The organism is Streptomyces atroolivaceus (assembly GCF_000717025.1).
GTDB lineage: Bacteria > Actinomycetota > Actinomycetes > Streptomycetales > Streptomycetaceae > Streptomyces > Streptomyces atroolivaceus.
In genome coordinates, this window is sequence record NZ_JNXG01000012.1 from 164,580 (window position 1) to 187,976 (window position 23,397).

The window sequence follows — 23,397 nt, forward strand, 5'->3', positions numbered from 1 at the left end:
TCACCCGTGCGCACGGTCGTCGCTCCCCGCCCCCGCTCCGGCGGCCTTCCCGGACTCCTCCGCCCGCCCGGCCTCCAACTCGGCCAGCAGCGCGCGGGCGTGCTCGTCCGGGAACAGCCCTTCGCGGGCGACGTAGGCCCGCAGTTCCTCCTCGGACAGCGGGTGGACGTCCCAGTACCGGCCCCAGTTGTTCACGTAGACCGACGCCGCCGAGCGGTCGAACTCGTCCAGGGCGTGCTGGGCTCCGGTCATCACCTCGTGGAAGCTGTGGTGGCCCACACCCACCAGGATGCTCACCAGTCCGGACCTGATGAGACCGAGGTCCACGGGCACGCCCGCGAGCCGGGTGAGCCGGGCCACGTGCGTGATGATCCGGTAGGCGCTGCCCGAAGTGCCGGTCAGCACGAGGCCACCGGAGTCCTCGGAACGCGCCTGGAAGTCCGCGGCCATCGGCAGCGTGTGCGTCAGCCCGGCGGGCGACCAGAGCAGCGTCCCCTCCCGGACCGCCAGGCGCCGCTCGGCCGGGCTCAGCGCGGGCCAGACCTCGTGGGGCCGCAGGGGTGTCCGCAGAAGCGCGTCCAGCTCGTCCATCTCCTGTTCCTCGTCCTCGGGGTCCAGGCCCGCCGCGAGGAGTTCGGCACGCTCGCGCTCGTAACGCCTGAGCTGCTCGCTCCGGTGCCGGTCACGGCGCTCCAGCCCGATCACCGGATGCTGCGGCTCTACACCTCCCATCAGGTACGGGACGAGGTCCCTCGCCACGCCGTTGAACAGGAACGTCACCCGTTCACGCAGGTTGCCGGACTCCACGACTCTCGCGAGTTTCTCGTACGAGGTCCCGACGGCTCCGGCGTCCTCGCCGCTTCTGCTGCCGAACTGCCGGTAGTCCGTGCGGTTGTGCAGGGCGATCGCCCAGAACGCCCGCACGACCTTGCCGAACTCGTCGTTGACCTGCTGGTCGTCTCCCAGGTACGCGGCGAGCCGCTGCTCGAAGTACAGGGCCTCCTGCGCGTAGCGGACGCGGGCCAGGGCCCAGGAGGGCGCGTCGAGTTGCCCGGCCTGCTCGTCGGGCTCCGAGGAGTCATCCCGCTCGGTGCCTCCTCGGGAGTTCCCGGGCACCGGGGTGCCCTCACGGTCCGTGGACGGTTCCCGCCTTCGCGGCAACGGCGCCGGGTCGTCGTCCGAGTCGGAGTGGTCGTCCCTCGACAACAACGGCCGCGGATCGTCGTCCGGGTCCGAATCCAGGGACAGGGCCGGGAACGATTCGAGCACCGGGCCGGCGAAGTCCGCGTCCACGACGGACGCCCCGCCGCTTCCGGTGTGCGGCGCGAAGTACGGGTTGGGGACGTACGGCCCGACCGGCATGCCGTACGCCATCGGTTGCACGCCACGGATGTACCGGCGGTGGATGCCCCCGGGGAAGAGCACCTCCTCCTGGTCGGGGAAGGGCGAGGCCAGCCCCAGAGTGGCGTTCACGTCGATGCCGCCGGGGACCTGCATGTCGTAGCGCCAGCGGTAACGGCGGTGCAGCGCGTCCGCCCCCATCGGGTTCGCGCGGGCGCTGTCGCGCACGTAGTCACGGTTCGCGGTCGCGCTCGCGAAGACGGTGTTCGGAACCAGGGCGCTGCCGCCGTAGACGTGGTCGACGAGGTGCACCATCTCGGGCCCGTACGGCTTGAGCCCTTCGCGGAAGACCTGCTCGGGACCGTCAGGACTGAAGCGGAACAGCGGGCCCTCGTGGTCACGCCACAGCGCGTCGGGGAGCGTGCTGCCTGCCAGCGCGGCCGGGTCGGCCGCGACGACGGCCGGGTCGACGGGCGGGGTCGGGCTCACCGGCCCGGTGGCGGGCCAGCCGACAGGTACGGGCTCGGCGCCCTGGTCCGTCAACAGACGGGAAGAGGCGACGAGTCCACGACCGGGCAGGTACCAGTCCCAGGCCGGACCCTTGGAGTACACCCGCCCGGCCATGTCCGTGACACCACCGGCGGACGGGCCGTCGGGGTTGTACTCGCCGCGCAGTCCGAGCGACGGAATCTCGGCCACGAACACGTGGAGGTCCGGATCGTCCTGGCCGTAGCCCCACACGGTGTGCCGGTCGGTCGCGACGGCCACGGGGAACGCCTCCAGCGTCTCCTCGTACCGCCCGTCGAACTGCCCGTCCGCCGAATAGGGCAGGGCCTGCTGCCCCGCCGAGGCCGTGTCGGCGGCGGGCGCGGTGCCGGCGCTCCACTCAGCGGTCCCCGCGGTGTTCACCGTGCCCGGAGCGACGGACGGATCGGCGGACGGCATCCGCGGGACGGTCCGGTGCCAGACGCCGGGCCGCCCCGCGTCCGCAGCGAGAGCCGTCACGACGCCCGGCCGCGTCGTGCCTCCCTCGGACACCGTGAGCGCGCCGTCGTAGCTCCATACGGTCCGGTCGTTCGTGAGGGAGAAGCCCTGCTGTGCGCGCAGCTGCCCCGTTCCGATACCGGGCACCAGCAGGGCAAGGGGGCGGTGATGGTCGATCAGCGGCAGCTCCGGGTCGGATTCCAGCAGTGCGAAGAACTCCTGCGAGGTGACCTGCACGGTGCCGCCCGGCAGTCGCAGGACCACCGCACCGGCGTCCGTCGTGTCCGCGTACACGAAGTACGGAGCGGCGGCGCCCTGCTGGGTCCACGGGGCGAACTCCAGCGAGCCGGTGTTCCCGGCGGTGCCGGTCCTGTCGGCGTACAGGCGGGAGGGCTCCAGCCCTCCGGGGGTCGGCGTGGGCCCCCAGTTGCGGCCCTGGAGGAGGCCGCCGGGCGTGCGGATGCGGCCCTCGTCGGCGAACGCCCCCAGCGTCTCCAGGTGGAAGACGGCGAGTTCACCCGGGTGGCCGGAGTTCCGCCCGGTGGCGAAGGCCTGTTCGGTCAGCTCCCTCAGCCGGGCCTCCGTGGACGCGTCCCACCCGGCCTCGGCGGGCAGGTGGAGCGCCGCACGCCCCAGTTCCTCCCGTCGCGCGGGTGTCCTGGCGTCCAGCAGCTGTGAGGCGCCGGTCATCGCCCACAGTGCGCGGGCGTACTCACGCGGCGTGAGTGGACCGGCGGGCATCCGCAGCACCGCCCGCACTGCGGCGTCGCCACCTGAGGCGATCCTGTCCAGCGCGTCCCGCAGCGCGGGCGCGTCCCATACGTCGGTGAGCGCCACGTCCCGTGGTGCGGCCAGGGCGCTGTCGAGCACGGCCTCGAAGTCGGCCGGTCCCGGGTCGTTCCCGTCGGGAGGCGACGCGAGGAGCTGCCACAGCTCCATGCGCAGCGGGGTGAGCGCGCTCAGCGCCGGGTCGTTCGCCCGCAGCGTCTCCAGTGCGCCGATCCCGCGCAGCAGCCGCTCGTAACGGCCGCCAGGCACACCCCGGTCGGCCTCCACCTCGTTGCCGAAGACCTGCTTCAGCGCCCGTACCAGCCTCAGGGCGCGCGGCCCCTCGTCGTCCCAGGCGGGAAGGCCCGTGGGATGCGGGAGGGGGCGCAGGCCGGCGGCCTCGCTCAACTCCGCCGTCGAGAGCACCGGTTCGGGCAGGAACGTCTCCATGCGTGCCAGGGTGCCGTCGGGCGTCGCCGCGAGCAGCCGCGTGGTGTCGTTGTAGCCGGTCCTTCCGGTGGCGGCGGTGGTGGTGCGCCCGCTGCTGTTGGCGGCGTGCTGCGCGAGCGCGACCTCCTCCAGGGGGTCCTCGACGAGCGGCGCGGGCCTGATGAGGGACTGGGGGCGCAGCGGGTCACCCGCCACGGCGCCGTAGCAGCTGGCGACGTGCAGTTCGTCCCCGGCCGCCCGCTCGACCACCTCGGGCAGCCCGCCGATGTAGCGTCCGCCGTCCTCGGCTCCGAGCAGCAGCACCCGGCCGTCCTTGCCGGCCAGCTTCAGCCCGCCGGGTACGCCGTGGGCGTGGAAGGTGTAGACCGAGGCCTCGGGGTCCGGGGCGGTCTCCTCGGTGCCGACCGTGTGGAAGGTGTCGCCGAGGCGGAGGACGTGCGCGCGCTCCCGCATGCCCCGGTACAGTCTCAGCCGCCGCTCCCGCAGCCGCCTGCGGCCGTCGTCGGGCATCGACTCCCGGCCCTCGAAGCGGTGGTCCGCCCCGACCAGCGGGCGGGTGTCCACATCGCTGTCCCGGAACCGGATTCCGTCCACGGTGACCCATTCGCGGTCCACGGACTGCCCGTTCGCGGCCGACGGCGGGTCGAAGAGCACCCAGTCGCCGTACGCGTCGCCGGGGTCGGAGTCGACGAGCGACAGCACGTGGACGGCCGGCCCGGCGGCCGTGTGGGGCTCGGTCTCGGGCCCCATGAGGCGTCCGTCGCCGCTGGGCGCCCAGACCCTGCGGCCCAGCCGCTCCGCCACGGCCCGTGCCAACTGGCCGTACTGGGCGCCCGCGTACGGGCTCGCCAGCACGACCGGGACGTCGAGCGGCAGCGACGCGAGTACGGGATCGGCTGCCAGCAGGTCGGCCACCGCCTGCGGGCCCAGGTCCCTGCCGTCGGCGAACAGCGCCTCGTCGTAGCCGCCCTCGGCCGCCACCACGTAGGCGCCTTCCCCCCAAGGGGCGGCCTCCTCGGAGACCCTCCGCAGCTCACCGACCCGCTGTTCGTGAAGCTGGATCCGCGTGGCGTCGACGCTGCTGATGCCGGATCCGGTCCAGTCGCGCCCGCGCGGAGCGCCCTGGGTGTCGCTCATCAGCGTGTCGCCGGACAACAGCGGGTCCACGGCCGCATCGACGGCTCCCACGGGCGGAAGCGAGTCCGTGGACCACGACCCGGACGTGTCCGAGGAGGAGACGGGTGAGGCCGGGGCCGACGCCGTGTCGGTCCCCGGGGCGAAGGCCCAGTCGGGGCCGGACGGCGACGTGAGTGGCGTCAGGGAGCCCCGGGGCCCGCTGTCCGCAGCCGGGTCCGGGTGCGTGGCGCCCCGTCCCGTGGACCGGGGCACCGGCGCGGGCAGCGGGCGGGGCGCGTCCTTGGGCGCGGCGTACTGGACCGGGCGCGCCTCGTGCCAGACACCGCCCCCCGGCACACCCCCCATGACGGCCGAGTGGTGCATGGTCAGCACCGGCTGCCCGGAGTCCCCGGTGCCGGACAGGTCCGCCGGGAAGTCGGTCCACCACACGGTGCGGCCCAGCCGCTGGGCGAGCCGCTCGGCCACGTCGCCCGCGTCGGCGGGCGGTCCGGTGAACGCCAGGACGACGGGGGTGGTCAGTTCCCTGCGCGTCAGCATGGGGTCGTGCGCGAGCAGCTCCACGAACTCGCGGGGGGACACGGCGGCCGTCTCCCCGTCGTAGGTCAGCCGGAGGAGCTCCGGGTCGTACGCGTCGGGGGCGACCCGCACCAGGTACGGGACCCGCGTGCGCCCGCCCTGCGTCCACGGCGCGTCCGCCACCACGGCGAAGGTGCGGAACTGTGCCAGATCCACGTACGACTGCGGCTGTCCGCCGGTGAAGTCGCGGCCGAGCCCGCGGGCGCCGCCCTGCACCGTGCGCAGACCGGACGTGGCGTACACCCCGGACTCCTCCAGCTCGTACACCGCCGCCACGTCCGGGTCGGACGCCTGGCGGCCCACCGCGAAGGCGCGGGTGAGCAGATCGAGCGCTTCCCCGAGTTCGTCGGGGCCCGGCCGTGCGCCGGGCGTCAGGTGGAGGACCTGCGCGACGAACGCGTCCTGGTCCGGGCCCCGGGTGTCCAGCGTCTCCTCGGCCTTGACCCGGGCCCAGAAGATGCGCGACAGCTCGGTCTCCCCGACCGCGTCCTCGTCGATGTCCAGGGCGGTGGCCGCCTCCTCCTCGGGGTCGGCGTCCCGCATCCACCGGGCGGCCGCCTCCACGGCGGGGAGGTCCACGAAGCCCACCAGCTGGTCGCCCGGCCACATCGACCACTGCTCGGCGGCGGCGGCCAGTACACGTCGGGTGACGTCCTGGTTCACACCGGACGCGGCGTCGGGGTGCGCCTCGACCACCCGGCGCAGGAGGTCCAGCGTGAACGGGCCGGCGGTGTCGAAGTCGGAGTCCGCACGCCACATCTGGTCGACCGCCGCCGCGCCGCGCAGCAGGCCGTCGTAGTCGGGCGCGTCGTCCACGTCGTGCCCGAAGGTGAGCCGCAGTGCCCGCACCAGGCGCAGCGTCCTCTCGCGCGTCTCCTCCGTGAGGGGTCCGTCGGCCGGGCCGAACCCGGCGGCCCCGGCGAGGCGGTCGAGTCCGGGGCCCGCGGGCTCCGGCCGGAACAGGTCCCAGGCCCTGTGGCGCCCCTGCGCGTCGGCGAACAGCGTGCGGGTGTAACGGCCGTTGTCCGACCTCGTCCCCTGCGAGCTGTAGGCCAGGCGAACGGTGCGTCCCGTGGAGTTCGCCACGTGCTGTCCCATGGACACGTCGCGCAGCGGGTCGGGAACGAACGGGCCGGGGAAGGCGTCGCCCGCGGTGTTCGGGGCCGGCACCGCACTGTCCTTGGGCGCTCCGCTCCAGCAGACCACCAGGTCGACCCAGTGGTCCTCGGGCAGGTTCGCCAGGCTCTTGCGGCGCTTGAGCCACGGCCCGGCCTCCCGCTCGTCGACCAGCCGGACGGTGCCGTCCCGCAGCGCCAGCTGGAGGACGCCGGGTTCGCCGTGCATGTCCAGGCGGTAGGCGGTGTCCTCGGGGCCCGGACGCGGCAGGTCGTACTCCTGGGACATACCGTCCGTGGCCGGGTAGTGGTGCACGAACGTCGTCATCCGGTCGAGCTGGCGGCCCTCGTCCTCGAAGTGCTTCGCGTACTCGGCGGGGTGGTGCGAGGCACGGCCGATCTGCTTCCCGCTCAGCGAGCTGACGATGGGCCGGGTGACCACGTCGCGGTGCCAGTCCGGTGCCTCGTCGTCGGGGTCGGGCGCCAGGCCGGGCTCGCTCGCGATCCAGTCGCCCTGGGGGACGCCGGAACGGCGGACGGTGTCGATGGTGCTCGCCGCGCCGGGGGCCGAGCTGAGCATCGCCTCGCCGCTGTGTGCCCAGACCGTCAGGCCGGTGCGGTCGGCCAGCTTGCGCGGCAGGTCGAGGTAGCCGTCCCCGGCGAAGGGGATCGCCAGCACGATCGGTGTGCCCCGCGTGAGCCCTTCCCGTGCCACGTCGGCCGCGACCAGTTCCACGAACTCCTCGACGTCCAGCTCAAGCGTCGAGTCGTCCGGCAGCCGTGCGTCCACCCGGTCGTGCCCTCCGTCGGCGGCCACGACGTACGGGGTCGTGCCCTGCGGCCAGGGGGCCGGGGCCGTGTCGAGGACGTCGTACGTGCCGGACGGCGCGTCCTCCAGTACGTCGCCCTGGGCGGTGTCCAGCTCCGCGACGGCGTCGTCCTCCCAGTTGAGGCCCGGTACGCGACGTCCCTGGACGGTGAAGTGGCGGGCGCGGCCCGGCGCCAGCACGCCCAGCTCGGCGAGGTGGAAGGCCCCCAGTGCGGCGAGGCTCGTCGCCGCGCCCGCCGCCGTGGCCCGTTCCACCAGCGCGAACAGTTCCGCGCGAACGTCCGGCCCGGCGCTCGCGTCGGAGTCCAGGTGCAGTACGCGGCGGGCGAGCGCGTCCACGTCCAGCGGACGGTCGCGCAGCGAGGGCTCCCGGCGGCGCAGGGTGTCCAGCGTCTGCACGGCTGCCGCGTCCGGCGACTGGGAGACGCCGATCGTGGCCTGCCGGCCGAGTGCGGCCCGGGTCACACCCTCGAGCGCCCCCGTGCCCACCCAGTCACCGGGGACCCGTGTCAGGCTCTTCGCCCCGATCGAGAAGTCCCCGGCGGTCAGACGCGGTTCGCCGGCCGGGCCGTCCTTCTGGAGGTCGTCGAGCGCACGGGCCAGCAGCCGCTCGAACAGGGTGCGGGCGGCCTGCGCGCGCCGCCTGGCCGCCGAGGCCTGCTCGCTGACGTGCGACGAGTTGTCCGTCCGGCGCGCGTCGGCGCCGTAGCCGGTGACGGTCATGCGCGGCAGCGCCGCGCCGGCCCGCCGGTTGCGCAGCCCGGCGGCGGCCACCTGGGACGCCAGCCGGCGCAGGGTGTCCGCTCCCTGCGCCGACGGGGCCGTCTCCCCGGGCCCGTACGCCACCAGGGCGCGCGTCGGCAGGACCGGCAGCGGCCGGGCCGCCTGCGGAGCGGCCGGGGCCGTGTACACCGGTGTGGTGGGCGTCGGCACCGAGGTCATCTCCACGCCCTGCATGGGGTCTCCGGCCGAGGAGCGGGCCTTCACGGTGGAGGTCGCTGCTGCCGTGGAGCTCTCCCCGGACGAGGGCGCCGCGGGCAGCGGCCGCTCGACGTCACGCGGGCCCTCCTGGGTCCCGGCCCGGTCGACGGGCCGGGCCTCCCGCCAGTCGGCGACCGTCGGGCTGGTCAGGGTCAGCAGGGAGTCGACGAGCGTGGGCACCGCGACGCCTGCGTCGTCCCTGCCGGACAGATCCGCCGGGAACGGGCTCCACCACACTCCGCGGCCCAGCCGCTGGGCGATCACCTCCGCGACACCGGGCGCCGGGCCGCCGAGTCCGGTCAGCATCAGAAGGACGGGGACGGCCAGCCCTTTTCGCCTCAACTCCACGTCTGCGGCGAGCAGTTCGGCGAACTCCGCGGCAGTCACCTCGTAGGTGGCACCGTCGAAGCCCACCTGGACGCGGCCGTCGTCCTGGAAGCCCACGTCCGCCAGGACCAGGTGCGGGACGGGCTTGTCCTTGCCGTACACGTCCTGTCCGGCCCACGGGGCGTCGGTGAGTCCGCCCGGTGTCCGGAATTCGGCCAGTGCGGGCTGGGGTGCCGACAGGTCCGCCCAGTTGCGGCCGCCGCCCGTGGCGGACCCCATGGCCGTGGACACCGAGGACCGGTCGAAGGCGCCACGCGCCTCCAGGTCGTACGCGGCGGCCACGTTCGGGTCCGACATGTTCCGGCCCGCGGCGAACCCGCGAGTCAGCACCGTCAGTGTCTCCTCGTGCAGTGTGCCGTTCACCTCGGTGCCGGGGTCGAGGTGCCGGATTCTCGCGGTGAGGGCGTCGGCGTCGGGGCCGGCCAGGGTCTCCTCGGCCTTGACGCGCGCCCAGAACATCCGCGCCCGCTCGGCGTCGCCCACGTCGTCGGGACCGGAGAGCCCCAGGGCGGCGACGGCCGCCTCGTCCACCGCCACGGTGTCCTGCAGCCACCGGGCGGCGGAGTGCAGCACCGGCAGGGCGACGAACCCGCTGACCGGCAGGGAGGGGCCGTCCTTCCATGCCTGTGCGGCCGCGGCCAGTACGCGGCGGGTGACCTGACGGTCCACACCGGAAGCGGCCTCCGGGTGGGCGGCGATCACCCGGCGCAGCAGGTCCGGGGAGAACGGGCCGGTCCCGCCGAGACGCGGATCGATGTGCCACATGTTGGTGAGCGCACCGGCTCCGCGGATGAGGGTCGCGAAGTCGGCGTCGTCCTCCACGTCGTGGCCCAGGACCAGCTTCAGGGCCCGCACCAGACGCAGCAGTTCGGCCCGGCTTCCCGGCGACGGGTCACCCGTGAACCCGGCCGTCGCCGCCAGCCGGTCCAGCTCGGCCTCGTCGGGCTCCGGACGGCTGGTGTCCCACCACCACTGCTGCCCGCTCGCGTCGGTGAACAGCACCCGCACGGGGTCGTCCTGGTAGGTGAAGACCCCCTGCAGGGCGTGGGACAGCCGGACGGTGCGCCTGGTGACGTTCGCCAGGTGCTGCCCCAGGGACAGGGCGTCGTCCGAGAGCGGATCGGCGGCGAACGGTACGGGGAAGGAATCACCGACCTGCGAGAGGTCCTGCACGGCGCTGTCCTGCTGGGCCGACGAGTAGCAGACCACCATGTCGATCCAGTGGTCGTCGGGCAGGCTCGACAGGCTCTTGCGGCGTCGCAGCCACTCCCCCGCCTCGTGCCGGCCGGCCATCCTCGACCCGCCGCCGGCCAGGGGCAGCATCAGGTGGCCGGGCAGCCCGTGGCCCGCCAGGTGGTACGCCTTGTCCTTCGGTCCGGGGTCGGCCAGCGGGAGCTTGGCGGAGTACGTACCGGTGGCGCGGTTGAAGTGGACGTACAGCGTCATCTGGTCGAGACGGTTGAAGTTGTCCTCGCGCGACGACTCGGTGAGCTCGCCGGGGTGGTGCAGACTGCGGCCGATCTGCTGCCCGGTCCGCGCGCTCACGATGGGCTGGGACAGCACGTCGCGATGCCAGTCCGGGGCGCTGTCGTCCACGTCGGGCACCAGGCCGGGCCGGACCGGGACCCACGAACCGTGGGGCATCCCGTCCCGCTGGATCACGGCGACGGCGTTCACCGCCGCCGGATCGGGGGTGCGCCGCGCCAGGCCGCTGTGCGCCCACACCGTGCGGCCGGTGCGCTCCGCGAGCTTGCGCGGCAGTTCCAGATACCGGTCGCCCGTGAACGGGACGGCCAGCACGATCGGGGCCGTGGCCGGCAGGCCCCGCAGCCCCGGGTCGGCCGCGACCAGTTCGACGAAATCGTCGACATCGAGATCCCGCGTCGTTCCGTCGGGCAGCAGCGCCGTCACCGTGTCGTGGCCGCCCTCGGCGAGGACGGTGTACGGGGTCACGTCCCATCCCCAGGGGACGAAGTCCGTCATCCCGGTCGGAGCGAGCCCGCCCGCCCGGTCCTCCTGGAGGTCGTCCACGAAGAGGCTCGCCATGTCGGCGACCTCGGACCCGGCCCAGTTCAGGCCCGCCACCCGGTCGGCTCCCATGGTGACGTACCGGGCACGGTCGGCGGCGAGTACGCCCTCCTCCTCCAGGGCGAACGCCGTGAGGGAAGCCAGTCCGCCGGCCCGCCCGGCCGCGATCGCCCGCTCGACCGTCGTGTACAGGGCCCGGTGCATCTCCGGGTCGACGAGCACGGACGGGCCGAGGCGGCGGACGCGCCGGGTGACCGCGTCCATGTCGAACTCCCCGGCGCGCAGCGCGCTGTCGTCGCGGCGCAGCGCGTCCAGGGTCTCGGCCGCCGCCGCGTGCCCCGGCGAGGTGAGGGCGATGGTGGCCTGCCGGCCGAGGTCCGGGCGGCTCACCGCGTCGGACATCGCAGCGGTGCCGTTCCGGCCGGGCAGACGCGCACGGCCGCGCGACGTGATCTTGAAGTCCCTCGCGGACAGTCGCGTCCGCCCTTCCGGCAGGTTCGTCTGGAGGGTGCTCAGCGCGTCGTCGAGCTTCCGGACGAACAGGTCACGCGCGGTCCGCGCGCGCCGGTCACCCCTCTGCCGGGCGGCCTGTTCCCGCTGCTGCGCGGTGCCGGCCTGGCGGGCGTCGGCACCGTACCCGGCGATGTCGATCTTCGGCAGCGGCACCCGCGTACGCAGATTACGCAGACCGGCAGCCGCCACCTGGAACGCCAGCCGTTCGACGCTCTCCTCCGCGCCGGCCGAGGGACGTGTCTCCCCTTGGGCGTACGTCACGAGGCTCAGCCGGGGCAGGGGAGCGAGCGGCCGCGCGGTCGCGGCGGTCACCGGCGCGGCGAACACCGGCCGGCCGGGAACCGTGTCCAGCGTGGTCATGTCCGGGCCGGTGGGTTCGAGACCGGTCATGTCGACGTCGGTCGCGTCCGGACCCGTCAGGTCCGGGTCGGCAAGGCCTGTTCCGGTCGGACCGAAGTCGAAGTCGAAGTCGAAGTGGCCGGAGTCGAGGTCGTCCCAGGCCGACATGTCGAAGTCACCGAAATCGATCGGGCCCAGATCGATGGCGTCCACCATCGACAGGTCGAAGTCGGTCATGGCGGCGTCGGTCCCCGACTGCGCCGCCGGCACCGGATCCGTGGCGGGCGCGGTGGCCTGGCCCGGTTCGGCGGCGGGCGCGGTCCATCGCTGCCGCAGGCCCAGGCCGGAACGGAGGGTGTCGGCCAGTTCCGTGGCGGAGGCCGGTGCGGCCCCTGGGCCGACCCCTTCTTCCAGCAGGTGACCTGCGACCCGGCGTACCGCGTCGCGGAAACCGTCACCGGCGTACCGGGAGTCGGCGAGGACCTCGTGCGGCTCCGCCGGCAGCACGAGGGATACCGCGGCGTCCCAGGCACGGGTGATGACGGTCCCGTCCGTCCCCTCGGGTGCCGAGTCCGCGAAGCGGGCGTACGCCTGCGCCCACAGCCGCCGCGACGCGCTCGCGGCCACCGCGTCCAGGGTGTCCGTCCAGGGGCCGGGCCGCGCCATCCGCACCCGGGCCAGGTCCAGCGGCGACAGCGCGCCCGCGGGCAGCCGGTCGTCGCCGCGCAGCATCATCTCGGTCCGCTGGCCGACGGAGGGTGTGACGCCCGCGGCGCCCATCTCCTGCAGGCCGACGGTCTCCTCCGCGGCGGGCCGCGCCGGGACGGGCGGCAGGTCGGCCTCGGTCACCTGCTCCGAGATCCAACGCCGTTCTCCGGCGTCCCTCGGGACGGCCGGGCCCGTGGCAGCGGCGTCGGCCCCTTCGCCCCGCGCCACGCCCAGAGCCTCCGGAGCCACGCCCAGGGTCCACAGCCGGGCCTCGGCGTCCTCCAGCCGGCGGCGGGCCTCGTCGACCCCGGCCCAGGCGTCCGCCACCGCCGTCTCGTCACCGCTGACCCGCTCCGTGGTCGTGGCTTCGGCGGCGGCCTCGCCGAGCGCGGTCAGCGCCTGTGCGTGTGCGTCCCAGGCGGCGTCGAGGTCCGTGGTGGGGTCGGCCGCAACGGCCGTACGGGAGGACCGCGCGTTGGACGCCGTGGCCGTGGTGCCGGAGCTGTCGCCCTGGGAGGCCATGGTCCTCCCCCAGCCGCCCGCCGTGGCCGGCTGTCCGTCCGGTCCAGGCAGCACCGCGACGGTGTAGGTGCCGGTCGCCGGGTCGTGATGGAGCGTGGTGGCGCTGTCGGTGGCCCACCAGTTCCGGGCCGAGTTCCGGGCGCCCTCACCCGGGATGCTGCCCTCGACAGGCATGCCGCCGGAAGGCCTGCCGTGCGGCACCACCGCGATGACCTCGGCGTACCCGTCCTCGTTCAGCAACTCCGGGTCCCTGAAGACCAGTTCACCGAACTCGCCGGGCGGCACCGGTCCCTGCATCCGCAGTCCGCCGGCGTCACCGTCGGCGACGTACACGAAGGGCCTGGGGCGGTACTGATCGGCCGCCCAGGGCGCGGGCTCGGTGCCCACGGGCACGAGTGAGCCGTCGGGCGCGTACCCGAGCAGGGTCACGACACTGTGGTCGAACGTGCCCTGCGGTCGGGACGTGCCGTCCAGCGCCCTGCCCCAGGCGTCGCCGTCGTCGTCCGCCAGGAGCCGGTCGGACTCCAGCGCGCCCTGCTGCTCCAGTTGGTAGGCGGCCACCTCACTCAGTTGCCACGGGTCGCGGCCGGCTGCGACCGCCTGCCGTGCCACGAGGACCGCTTCGCCGAACCGCGCCGCGTCGGGGGCGGGCAGGTGCAGCACGGCGGCTGCGAACGTGCCCGGGTCCACATGGCTGGTCGCCATGGCGACCTTGAGCGAGGCCCACAGCAGCCGCGACCACTCGGTCTCGCCCACCGGCGCCGAGACGTCGAGTCCCAGGACGCTGCGGGCGACGCTCTCGCGGTGGGGTGTGGCGGCGAGGTCCGTCAGCATGTGGACCAGGTGCGGCAGCGCGATCCAGTCGGTCAGGGGGCCGCGCGGCCCCGTCTCCCAGCGACGTGCCGCCTCGGCCAGCAGGCTCCGGTGTCCGTCCGGCGTGAACCGCGGGCTCTGCCCCGGCGGGAGCCCGTCCGCGAGGTACCGGGTCAGGAGCTGCCCGTACAGGTCCAGGGTGAACGCGCGTGCACCGTCGAGGTTCAGACCCGGATCGGCCTCGTGCATCAGGTCGAGCGCACCGATGCCGCGCAGCAGCACCGGGTACTCCGGGCTGTCGTCCACCGTGGAGCCGAAGATCTGGCGCAGCGCCCGGACCAGGCGCAGGGTCCGCTCCCGCACCGCCTCGGGGGCGGATCCGGGGCCGTGGTGCAGCCCGGCGTCGCGGGCCCTCCGGTCCAGCGCGTCCCCGGCCGGCTCGGGCGTGAACATGACCCACGGGTAGGCGCGGCCCCGCGCGTCGGTATGGAGGGTGATGTACGCGTCCTGGCCGGCGTCCGCGGGCTGGACGGCGGCGTTCACCAGGGTGGTGGCGAACACCGTGCGGCCCGTCTCGTTGGCCGTGTGCTGGCCGACCGCGACGGTCGACAGCGGGTCGGGCACGAACGGCGGAGCACCGACGATGTGGAGCCCGGGCGTCTCACCGATGCCCGGCGGCGCCGCCGCGTAGCAGATGAGCAGCGCGACGGGGTGCTCGGGAGCCAGCGAGGCCAGGCTGCGGCGGCGGGCGAGCCTGCGGGCGAACTGCGGCCCGTCGTCGGTCAGCTCCCCCTCGGGGGTGTGCCAGGTGACGGAGCCCGGCAGACCGTGGTTGTTGGGGAAGTACGGTGCCGGCAGGTTGAGTGCGGTCCACGGCGTGGGGGCGGTGGGGCCCTTGGGGTCGTAGGCGGTGCGCTGGTGGGTGTAGGTCGTGACCGTCCCCAGCCGGCTGTGCGTCATCGTCCGCCGCCAGCCACCGTCGTCCGAATCGGCGAGGTCCATCGAGATGTAGCCCGTGGACCGGTTGCCGTGATGGGCGATGGAGAGGGCGCTGACCTGGCCGTCGACCGCGTCGACGGGCGGGGTGGACGCCGTGGCGGGCGTGTTGGCGAACCACTGGCCCCGGGGTGCCTTCCGCTCCTCGTCCAGCAGCAGGACCGCCGAACGGTCCGGTGCGCCGGGGAGGCGCCCTATCCCCGACCGGCCGGTGGTGGCCCACACCTCCCGGCCGAGCCGGTCGGCGAGCCCGCGCGGCAGGTCGAGGGAGGCGGCGGTGGGCCGGGCGACGTGGAGCAGCAGCGGCCCGGGCCGGCCCGTCAGGTTCCGGTCGAGGGCCATCAACTCGTGGAAGACCTCGGGCGGTACGGCGCGCGCGAAACCGCCGAGCCCACGGACCACGACCGTGTCGGACCGGCCGCCGAGCATCACGAGGTACGGGTCGGGGTCGCCCTGCGCGGGAAGCCAGGGTGCGGTCTCGGGCGCACTGTGACCGGTTGTGCCGTCGGGGGTGCGCGAGATCCGGCCGGTGGTCCCGGCGTCGAAGTCGGCCGGCAGGGGCTGTCCGAGCCAGTTCCAGCCACGCGGGCGGCCCTGGGCGTCATCGATCCTGAAGTCGGCGTGGAACGCGCCGCGCTGCGCCAGGTAGGAGGCGGACAGCGCGGGAAGTGTGGCGGCTCCGGCGGTGGACGGGGCCGTCACCAGCCGTACCAGGGCGCCACGCGCCGCGGCGCTCACCGTGTCGGAGGGGTCGAGCAGCAGCACCCGGCGTACCAGTGCGTCCAGGTCCAGGAAGCCGCCGCGCAGCTGCGGGTCCGCGGACCGTAGCCGGTCCAGACGTTCCAGCGCCTCGGCGGTCCGGTCCCGGTCGACGGCGTTGAGGGCGCCCAGGCCGTGCAGTGCGTCGAGGACCGCTTCGCGGTGCCGCTCCGCGTCGTCGGGCGAGACGTCCTGGGGCATGGCGGCGGTGCCCTGACCGGTGGCGGGGGCGCCGGGCGCGTTCGGCATCTGCGGGACCGGGCGGTTCGGCTCGGTGGCGACGGGCCGCGTGTGGACCGGGCGGTGCGGGAGCACGGTGCGGCTGCTGCTCCCGCCCTCACGCGTCACGGTGCCCGTGACGCGCCCCGGCTCCAGCTCGTCCAGCAGCGCCTGGGCGTGCTCGTCGGGGAAGAGCCCGTCCCTCGCGACGTTCTCCCGCAACTCCTGCTCGTCGAGGGGGTAGACGTTCCAGTACCGGCCCCAGTTGTCCGTGTAGTCGAGGGCCGGGTCATGACCGGGAACGTCGTTCAGCGCCAGCTGGGCGCCGCGCATCACCTCGTGGGCGGTGTGGTGGCCCACCGTCAGTGAGATGGCCATCATCCCCGCCCGGATCAGGCCGAGGTCCAGGTCGACGCCCCACTGGTCCCGCATGCGGGCTGCGTGCAGCATGAAGCGGTACGTGGACCCGGCGGTGCCGGTCGCCACCAGACCGCCTGAATCCTCGGAGAGCCCCTGGAAGGCGGCGTTCATCGCGATGTCGTACACGGACGTCGCCGGCATCCAGGTCAGTCCGGCCTCGTCGACGGCGAACCGGCGCTCCGCCTCGCTCAGCGGCGGACGCGCCTCGTCCGGGCGTGCCGGGTTCGTCACGGGCGGCGGCAGCTCCTTGAGCGCGGCCTGCTTCTCCGCGGGGGTCATGTCCGACGCCTGGATCTCCGTGGCGCGCCGCATGTACTCGGTGTAGGTCTCGAGCTGCCGTCTGCTCGGCCGCTCGGCCGCGATCTCCGGGTGCTGTTCCTCGGCGCCGCCGAGCATCTCCGGCACGAGATCGTTGGAGATCCCCTCGTACAGGAACGCCACGAGCTCCCGCAGGTTCCCGCTCCTCAGTACCCGCTGGAGCGCCTCGCGGGATGTGCCGACGACGCCCGCCTTGAACTTGCTGGTTTCGCCGAACGTCGCCAGCGCGCGCGGGTACCGCTTGCGCGTCTCCGCCCACGCGGCGCTCGCCATCTTCCGGAACTCGGCGGTGACCGCCTCGTGTTCGGCCAGGTACTCGCCCAGCCTCTTGTCGAAGGCGACGGACTCCTCGGCGTAGCGGATGCGCGCCAGGACCCACGGGGGCGCGTCGCTGTTCCTGCGCTCCGGGCTCGGCTGGACGGAGCCGCCCGGCGGCCGGGACCTGGCGCGCCCGGGGGTGGGCGCGGTCTCTGTGGCCTCGGGCCGGGTGGTCGCGGGTCCGGCGGTCTCGGGCCGTGTGACCGGCGGCTCGGTGGTCGTCGTGGGTCCGGCGGGCGTCGGCCGTGTGGGTGCGGGTTCCTCCGATCGGACCGCTTCTCCGACAGGGACGGTGCGCCCGTCGGGCCCCGCCGGGACCAGGCGGTGATCGTCGATCTCGATGGTCACCACGCGTCCCTGGGCGGGGTCGGTGGCGCTCCGCACCCGCTTGGCGGCCTTGACCAGGCCGAAGTCCCGTACGCCGACGCGCGGCCCGCTCAGGCCGGTCTGGAAGGTGTCCAGAACCTGGCCCAGCCTGGCCCCGAGCGCCTTGGCGACGGCGTCGGCCCGCTCCTGGCCGCTGGCCTGCGAGCGGTTGCCGTGCCCGGTGAGGGTGACCGAGGGCAACGGAAGGCCGTGGGCCCGGTTCCACAGGCCCGCGCGTGCCAGCGAGAGGGCAAGGCCGTCGATCGTGCCGTCCGCGTCGGCCGGGACGCCGCGCTCCCCCTCCTCGAAGTGGACGGCCTGCTGGTACCAGCGCGGCGCGTGGCCGTGCAGCACCACTGTCGTCAGCGGGTTGGCCACCGCGGGCGAGGAGTCGGACAGCAGCGCCGCGTTGACCTCGTGTGCCGACTCGCCGGGGCGTTTGCTGTACGCCCGGAAGGACCACAGGTCCTTGCTGTCCATGACCGGCGCGGCGGCGCGGATCAGATCCTTCGCGCGGGAGCGGGCCTGGGACGCCTCGCGCAGTGCCAGCGCGTGCTCGGGCCGGTCCTCGTCGAAGTACCACGGCAGTTGTTCCGCCTGGTGGACGTCTGCGAGGGCCCTGGCCACGCGTGCGAAGCCGTCCAGCCGGTCGGTCTCCGCCTCGTCCGCACCGCGTTGCCGTGCCTCGGCGGCGCGCCGCTCGGCTTCACCGGCGAACCTGGTGAGTTCGTCCTCGCCGTAACGGTCGAGGTTCTCGTCGACGACGTCGTCGAGGAGCCCGGCCGGGATCTCGCTCCGGGAGTGTGTCTCGTTCTCCAGCGTGATCTGGTGGGTGCCGTCCTCGCTGGCCAGCACCACCTGCGCGAAGTGGTAGGAGGCGTGCGGGCCCACCCGGTCGCCGGGTTTGGCGTGGTTGTGCGTGAACAACTGCGCGCCGCCGTCGTTCGTGGTGCTGACCGACTGGATCAGGTAGCCCTCGCCGACCCCCGCCCACGCGTACTCGTTGACGCCGATGCGTTGTGCGGCCGAGGCCAGCGGGGTACGCAGCGGGTTGTCCTGCGGCTCGTAGCTCAGGGCACGGCCGTAGCGCTCGCCCGGCGTGGGGGCGCCCACCACGCCGCCGGTGAAGCGGTTGTCCCGGCCCGCCTGACGGGCGGCCCAGCGAGGGGAGACGTCGGCGGCGGAGCGCGTGCCCTCGGCGACCTCCGTCAGCGCCTGGGCCAAGTGGTGGGTTCCGGTGACCTCCCGGCCGTGCTGCCCGTTCACCGGTGCCGTCGACACCACCTCGCCGGTGGGGCCCCGGAAGGCGATGTGGGACAGGGGCGCGCTCGCCGCGCCGGCCACCATCTGGGCGAAGTCCCGTGTGAACGCGTGCTCCGAACCGCCGGAAGCGGTCAGGAACTCCGGCTCCACCCGGAACAGCGGCTCGCCGTACGACCCGTCCTCCGCCGGCAGCAGCACACCGGTCGACTCGTCGGCCTTGAGACGGACCCCCGCCCCGGCCGCGGCCAGCCGCGCCGACGAGCGCTCGATCGCCGCGCGGGTGGCGTACACCTGCCGGCTGCGGCCGGTCGTTCCGTCGTCGCCCGCGAGCGTCGCCAGCGTCCGGTCCTCGGAGATGTGCAGCGGCGGCCGGCCGGCCATGGGGATGGTGCCGTGGTCCTGGCGCGGCAGGACCAGCGCGTCGGGGCCGGTGCCGGCCCGGACTTCCCCTACGGACAGCGGGAGCGGCCGGGTGAACAGGACTCCGGTGCCTCGCTTGTCGATGACGCCGTAGTCGCGTGTGGTCAGCGGCCGGGCGCGGCGCCCCTCGATCTGCCGTTCGAGGACGGCCTGGTCGACCATGCGGTCGAACTCCGCGTCCCCGTCGCTGCTGGACCGCTCGTCGTCACTGTCCGGGTCGGCCTCGCTGTCGGTGTCGTTCCCACTGCTCAGGTCGCGGGCGCCCGGCAGTCCGCCGTCGGCGGCCGGGTCGGCCGAGGCCCAGCCGGCACCGGTGTTGCCTTCGCTGAGCTCGAGCATGAGGTGGCGGGTCCCGGCCGTCGGATGCGTGGCCAGCCCGACGGGCGCCTCCGGGTACCAGACGCGGCGGCCTGTCGTCCCCGCGACGAGGGAGGCCACGGTGGCGGCGTACTCCGGAGGAAGTGCGAGGACGATGTCGGCGCCGGCCGGCCGCTGGGAGTCGTAGGAGATGAGCATCGCCAGCTCTTCGGCACTGTCCACCCGGAAGGTCCGTCCCGGCATGGCGATCCCGACACCGCGTCCGTCCGCGTCCGCCGCGATCAGGTACGGGTTCTTCCACGGAGCGGGCCGCGGGATGACCCTGCCCCGGCCCCGGACGGCGTAGGACGCCAGCTCCGGGGTGGGCTGCCCCGGTCGGGTGTAGTCGCGGCCGGTGGCGTTCCCCTCCTCGTCGCGCAGCAGCGTGCCCTCGTCCAGGGCGCCCCGGCCGGTCTCGATCTGCCGCTCGACGAAGTACAGGGCGAGGTCGTCGACGCTCGCGAGGTCGTCGGAAGAGGCGTCGAGCGCCAGCGAGCCGAGCAGCAGGAAGTCCGCGGGACCCGGCCGGGTCCTGCCCCCCATGTGCAGCACCTGACGGGTGACGCGCTTCAGGCCGTCTCGCAGCGTCTGTGCCGTCGGGTGCGCGTCCGCCTCCGCCCGGACGAGGTCGTACAGCGCCTCGGAGGTCTCCCGGAGGCGGGCGCGCGCAATCGTGCCGCGCTGAGGGCCGAACAGCGTGTCCAGCCATGCCGGTTCGGCCCAGAACGGCCGCTCGTCGTCGTCCTCGTCGTCGGAGTCCGACTCGTCGGACGCCTCCGCCAGGGTGGGCAGAGCGGCTGCGGGGGGCAGCGGTGGCGGCACCGCACCATCAGGGCCGGTCTGCGGGGAGGCCTCCGGGAGCGATACCGGGTCGACCCATGCCGGCTCCCGGATCTCCGCCGGCGCGCTCTTCCGCGCGTCCGCCCAGGTCGTCCCCTCCGGAGGGGTGTGCGGCTCGATGTCTCCGGCCAGCGCCGCCCAGAGCTGGAGGTGGCGCGGGCGCAGACCGCTCTGCGCGAGGCCGTCGGGGGCCTGCTCGCGGAACGGCCCGAGCAGGCTGCCCGGCGCGTGGAGCCGGTCGGCGTTGCTCGCGTCGCGTGTCTCGTCCCGCAGGAACAGCTGGTGACCCAGCTCGTGCGCGAACTCCACCGGATCGGCGTCGGCCCACCACGCCCGCTGGTTCATCTGCTGGTCCCGGCCGACGAGATCCACCGTCAGGTGGGGGCTTCCGTCCGCTCGGACCGCCTCCACGGTGACGTGCAGCCGGTCGCCGTTGGGCAGCTCGTGTCCCGGACCGTTGTAGAACTCCTCCACGCCTTCGAGTACCCGCGCCATGACGGCGTCGGTGTCGGTCTGCCCGTCTCCCGGGCGGAAGGCGATCCGCACGGTCAGGTCGGTGACGGTCTCACCGCCGTGGGTGAAGCGCCGGACGTCGAAGGCCGAGCGCACGACGTACCGGGGCCGGGCGTCGAGGGCGGCGCGGGGCGGCTCGGTGGAATCGGTGGTCTCCCGGAGCGGGATGCGCAGGGCCGTGTCGCCGCCGTCCTCCGGCACCAGGTACAGGGCCGAAGCGTCCGCCGCGATCCGGTGGGGGGCCGAGTCCTGGTCCAGGTCGGCCATGACGACCGAGAGGGTGTCCATGTTGGCGACGCGTCCGATCCAGCCGCTGTCTCCCCGCAGGATCGCGCCAGTCGCCTCGTGGACGAAGTCGTGGCCGAATCGCGTCCAACCGGTCGGCGGGATCTCCGCCCCGTCCGGGAGCCTTATGTGCCCGGTGTCGGCGACCTCGTAGCGGAAGGGCTCCGAGCGGGACTCGGCCGGGCGCGTGTACGTGAACCACCGGTTCGGCTGAGGGTCCGTGGTGGCCGTGGCGTCGTCCGCGGTCGCCGCAGCCGGGGCCTTGCCCTTCCCGGTCCCGGTGCCGGCCGGCGCGTCGGTCGCGGGCGCGGCAGTGGCTGGGACGTCGGCGGCGGGCACGACGGAGGCCGGGTCGACGCCGCCGAAGCGGGGCCGCATGACGGTGACCGGGCGGCCGATCGGCCACTGCTCCGTCACCGGGTCGAGTCCGTCGTCGGGCGAGCCGCCCGGCAGGCCTCCGGACCGGGAGCCGCCCGGACCCCGGGTGGCGACCTTCCGCAGTCCGCCGCGGTGGTCGTCGACCGTGATGTCCACGGTGCCGGTGCCCGCGTCGGCGGTGGCGGAGCCGCGGCCGCGCTCCGAAGCCGGGACGACGGTGATCACGTCGGCGGTGAGGTGCGGTCGCGGTGTTCCGTCCTGGAGCGCCGTGAGCGCCTCGGCCAGCTCCTGCCGGAACGAGGCCGCGACCGCCTCGGCACGAGCCTTCGCGAGGTCCCGGCCCGTCAGGCGCCCGCTGCGCAGACCGGTGACCTTGACGTCCGGAAGCCGTAGCCCGTTGGCGGCGTTCCACATCGCCGTCCTGGCCACGATCTTGGCCAGGTACTGCATAGGGGGCTTCGCAGCGTCGGGCGGCTGCTGGTCGCCCTTCTCGAAGGAAATGGTCATCGGCAGTGCCTGCTGGCCGCGGAGCACGACGGCGGTGAGCGGGTTCGCCTCGGCGGCCGGCCTGTCCTCCAGCAGTTCCGCGTTGGTGTCGTGGGCCGACTCGCCCGGCCGCTGGGAGTACATCCGCATGTACCACTGGCTCTTGCCGGGAATGACCTGTTCGAGCTGTCCGATGCGCTGCGCGGCGGTGCGGGTGGCACCCTCCAGCGTCCGCTCGGCTGCGGCGCGCTCCGGTGAGCCGGCGGGCGCCGCGCGCATCTCCGCCTGGGCCTGCTTCGCCCGTGCCAGGGCCAGCGTCAGATCGAGATGGCCGCGCAACTCGGTGAGATGTTCGTCCTCGCCGGCCTCCTGCCGCCGCTCGATCTCCCCGCGAAGTCGCTCCGCGGCCTCCCGCAGGACGTCCAGGTTGTGCCCCCTCAGATTCGCCCTCGCCTCACCGCGGTGCCGGGCGTTCCGCTGCGAGGACCGCGCGTGGTTCTCCAGGGAGATCTGGTGACTGCCGTCCTCGCTGGCCAGGACCACGGTGGCGAAGTGGTAACCGAAGTGCGAGCGACTGCTGCCGGACTGCGGCTTTGCGTAGTTGTGTTCCAGACTCGGCTGGCCCTCGGCGCCGGCCGTCGCGACGGACTGGACGACGTATCCCTCGCCGACGCCGGCCCACGCGTGCTCGTTGACCCCGATCCGTTTCGCGGCGTCCGACAGTGCGTCACGGCGCGGGTCCACCGGCTGGTCGAGGCTGAGCGCGCTGCCGTAGGCATGGCCGGGCAGCGGTCCGTCGCCACCACCGGTGGGCCGGTCGTCCCGGCGGACGTACGAGGAGGCCCACGCGGGATCCACCCTGTCGGGCGCCACGTCGCCGTCCGCGACGTGGCTCAGGGCGTCGGCGAGGTGGTGCGTGCCGGTGACCTCCGCCCCGTCGGAGGCGTTGACCGGCGCGGTGACCACCAGGCCGGTGCGGGGATCGCGGAAGACCATGTGCGACGTGCGGGAGTTGTCGGCCAGCATGTCGGCGAAGTCCCGGCAGACCTCCTCCGAGGACTGCCCGGAGCGGGTCAGGAAGTCGGGCGTCACGCGGAACAGCCGCTTCATGCCCCCGTCGGGGGTGGGCAGCAGGATGCTCAGGTCCTCGTCGGTCCGCAGACGCACCGCGAGGTCCGCACGCGCCAGACCGACCGACGCGCGGGCGACGGCTTCCGCCGTCGCGAAGACCTGCTGTCCGTACGCACCGTTCTCGACCGCGAGCGTACGGTCCGAGGAGATCCGCAGCTCGGGCCGCTGGGTGGCGAGTGTCTCGTGGTAGCCCTGTACGGACATGGCCAGGCTCGGGGCGCCCTCCAGGTTCGCCAGCGCCTGCGGGGGCCGCCAGACGCCCTCGAGGATGCCGGGCTTGCGGAAGAGCACGCCGTCACCGCTGTGGTCCACGACGCCGTAGTCCGTGGTGGTCAGCGGCTTGGGCCGGCGTGCCTCGACTCCCTCAGCGGCCTCGGACCCGTTCTCGTACAGGTCGACGATGTCCGCGACGTCCGCTTCGCCGGTGTCGTCCGCGCCCGGTCCGGTGGAGGCCCATGCCGTGCGGGCGCCGCCGGGGACCGGCCCCAGGGTGATGTGGTCGGTGCCGGACCGCCAGTCCGTCGACGGTCGGGGGCCGTGCTCCGAGTACCAGACCTTGGAGCCCGTCAGGTCGGCCACGTGCCGTGCCAGGGACGCGATGTCACCGTGGGGGAAGGCCAGGACGACATCGGCTCCCGCGGGCCGCGCCGGGTCCCGTGCGACGAGCCGTGCGAACTCACCGGGGTCGTCCAGGGTGAGCCTTCCGTGCGGCGTCATCAGGTGAACGGCGTCCGCGCCCTCCTGGGCGAGGACCACGTACGACTCCGGCCAGGGTGCGGTCCAGGTGACCTGGCCCCCGTCCTCGCCCTCCACCGCGTACGAGTTCAAGGGCGGCGC

The 23,397-nt window shown here is 74.2% G+C and carries 1 protein-coding gene (cut by a window edge); it reads right to left on the reverse strand.

The annotated features are described in order from the left end of the window. Nucleotides 1-23,397, reverse strand: part of the annotated coding region (locus OO67_RS22835; protein WP_078598176.1) for a lonely Cys domain-containing protein (this coding region is incomplete at its 5' end). Its footprint extends 8,854 nt past the window's final position; 23,397 of its 32,251 annotated nt are in view.